Annotated in this window: 5 protein-coding genes; 3 read left to right on the top strand and 2 right to left on the bottom strand. The window is 40.2% G+C overall.

Translation table 11 applies throughout. From position 1 onward, the window contains the following. The first annotated feature begins 93 nt into the window (after nt 1–93). Nucleotides 94–375 carry an autorepressor SdpR family transcription factor gene (locus PAN06_RS13890; RefSeq protein ID WP_003009465.1) on the top strand — a complete coding sequence of 94 codons (282 nt, stop codon included), beginning with the start codon at nt 94–96 and terminating at the stop codon, nt 373–375. Further along, entirely contained in the window at nt 362–997 is a 636-nt protein-coding gene (locus tag PAN06_RS13885; protein ID WP_201089617.1) for an SdpI family protein, read from the top strand. Before PAN06_RS13890 ends, PAN06_RS13885 begins: the two co-directional genes overlap by 14 nt. A 260-nt stretch (nt 998–1,257) precedes the next feature. On the opposite strand, the gene rpmG is transcribed toward PAN06_RS13885, so the two are convergent. Next, nucleotides 1,258–1,407 (bottom strand): 50S ribosomal protein L33, encoded by a 150-nt coding sequence (gene rpmG, locus PAN06_RS13880; RefSeq protein WP_001265622.1) that lies wholly within the window; start codon nt 1,405–1,407, stop codon nt 1,258–1,260. Nucleotides 1,408–1,422: 15 nt separating this feature from the next. Then, the gene (gene rpmF / locus PAN06_RS13875; RefSeq protein ID WP_003009516.1) at nt 1,423–1,605 is read right to left on the bottom strand and encodes a 50S ribosomal protein L32; all 183 of its coding nucleotides are present in this window, start codon (nt 1,603–1,605) and stop codon (nt 1,423–1,425) included. Nucleotides 1,606–1,819: 214 nt separating this feature from the next. Here rpmF and PAN06_RS13870 point away from each other — a divergent pair. Further along, nucleotides 1,820–2,323, top strand: a 504-nt coding sequence (locus PAN06_RS13870) for a dihydroxy-acid dehydratase (RefSeq protein WP_269796620.1), incomplete at its 3' end; no start/stop codon positions are given.

Here is a 2,323-nt window from a genome sequence, read left to right as displayed (position 1 = left end):
TTTAGATTTTTTTCTAAATAGAGTTGACAAACCCATCCGAAAGTACTAGAATCTATTTAGAAAGATTTCTAAATAGATTAGAGGAGATAGAGAATGAATTTTGCGCAAACATTTAAAGCTTTATCGAATCCGATAAGAAGAAGTATCTTAGAACTGCTAAAGGCGGGGAAATTATCTGCTGGTGATATCGCTGGCCACTTTGATGTAGCAGGAGCGACCATTTCCCATCATTTAAGCCTCCTCAAGCAGGCAGATTTAATTCGAGAGGAAAAAGAGAAGAATTTTATCTACTATGAACTCAATACTTCTGTCTTGGAGGATTTAATGGTCTGGCTCGTTGATTTGAAAGGAGACTCTACTGATGAAAACGAATAAAAAACTATTGCTATTAACTTCTATGGTGATCCTTTTACCCATGCTTTGGGGGTTGATAATTTGGCCACAATTGCCTAACCAAATCCCGATTCATTTCAATTTTGCCGGCCAGGCCAATAACTTCCAATCGAAACCCCTGGTTGTGTTTGGTCTTCCTATTTTCGATCTCATGGTGCATCTGTTTATGATCTTTATGATCGGTCGCGATTCTAAGAATAGCGCTATGAATGAAAAAATGATCAGAGCGATTTACTGGTTGACCCCAATCGTTTCCTTAAGTACCTCCTATCTCATCTATAGCAAGGCGCTAGGATCTACTACCAATCCATCAGTTTTTGTTTCGGTTCTGCTAGGGCTCATCTTTGTAATCATGGGCAATTACATGCCTAAGCTAAAAGTGAATCACACGGTTGGAATCCGTCTGCCTTGGACCTTGCAGAGTGAAGATAACTGGCACAAAACTCATCGCTTGGCAGGGAAATTGTGGGTCCTCGGAGGGTTGATCCTTCTACTTGAAGCAGGACTTCAATTCGCACTTTCTTATGTTTTGGTGCTGGTCATCCTCGCCATTGTGTTTATCCCTATGGTATACTCATATCAATTAAGTCGGAAAAATCGTTAGTATGAAAAAACAACCAGAGAAGAAGCAGTCGTGAACTGTTTCTTTTCCGGTTGTTTTTGCTTGTTCATCACTTTAAATTCAAAATTTTCAGGGAAAGATTTATTTTCGGAAAGTCATAAGTTTCCATGTTCTTTCTATAATGTAGCTAGTATAGTCATTGAAATTTATCCAAAAAAGGTAGTGATTGAACTGAAATGTACTGCATTTGGCAAAAAGAAAAAAGTCGTTGAAATTGATTTTCAACGACTTTTTAAACTCAATTATTTAACTTCTGTAAACACAACGTGTTTGCGAAGTTTTGGTGAGTATTTCTTCAATTGAAGACGGTCTGGAGTGTTACGTTTGTTTTTAGAAGTAAGGTACAAGCGTTCACCAGATTCTTTGTGTTCAAGTGTAATATTTACGCGCATGGTATCTCCCTTCTATTATTCAGCTGATGCAGCTTTAGCGATCTTACGTCCTTTGTAGTATCCTTTAAGTGATACACGGTGTGAACGTGAGTAATCTCCAGTTGCTTCGTCAAAGTTTACAGATGGAGCTGTTACTTTGTAGTGCGTACGACGTTTGTTTTTCTTCGCTTTTGATGTGCGACGTGCAGGTACTGCCATTTCGTTATTCTCCTTTTAAGATATAAATTCAATTAGGTTTGATTTTCATCAACTGTAACAGTATAACAAAACTTTTTTGTAAAGTAAAGTTACTTGACAAAAAAATTGAAATTTTTGAAAGAAACTTTTCTGTCGTCTGTCTCTTCAAAGACCTTGCCTATCTTTGTGCTCTCTTTTATGCTATAATGGTAAAAAATGAAACGAGAGGAATGACATGACAGAATTAGACAAACGCCATCGTAGTAGTGTCTACGACAGCATGGTCAAATCCCCTAACCGGGCCATGCTTCGCGCGACGGGAATGACCGATGAAAGCTTTGAGAAACCGATTGTCGGAGTGATTTCGACATGGGCGGAAAATACCCCTTGTAACATCCACCTCCACGATTTTGGAAAATTGGCCAAAGAAGGTGTGAAAGATGCAGGTGCTTGGCCGGTCCAATTTGGCACCATTACGGTTGCGGACGGGATTGCTATGGGGACTCCAGGAATGCGCTTCTCCCTGACGTCACGTGATATCATTGCGGATTCTATCGAAGCGGCTATGGGCGGTCACAACGTGGATGCCTTTGTGGCCATCGGGGGCTGTGATAAGAACATGCCTGGTTCGATGATTGCCATTGCCAATATGGATATCCCAGCGATCTTTGCTTATGGTGGGACCATTGCTCCAGGGAATCTCGATGGAAAAGATATCGACTTGGTTTCTGTTTTCGAA

The sequence above is a fragment of the Streptococcus sp. SM3 genome (assembly GCF_027497875.1).
Note: the sequence above shows the minus strand (reverse complement) of the source record. Positions and strands in the feature narration are given on the sequence as shown.

What these genes read in the sequence shown, in the direction of transcription:
- PAN06_RS13890 (WP_003009465.1), top strand. Translation starts at nt 94, where the DNA reads ATGAATTTTGCGCAAACATTTAAAGCTTTATCGAATCCGATAAGAAGA.
- PAN06_RS13885 (WP_201089617.1), top strand. Translation starts at nt 362, where the DNA reads ATGAAAACGAATAAAAAACTATTGCTATTAACTTCTATGGTGATCCTT.
- rpmG (WP_001265622.1), bottom strand. Translation starts at nt 1,407, where the DNA reads ATGCGCGTAAATATTACACTTGAACACAAAGAATCTGGTGAACGCTTG.
- rpmF (WP_003009516.1), bottom strand. Translation starts at nt 1,605, where the DNA reads ATGGCAGTACCTGCACGTCGCACATCAAAAGCGAAGAAAAACAAACGT.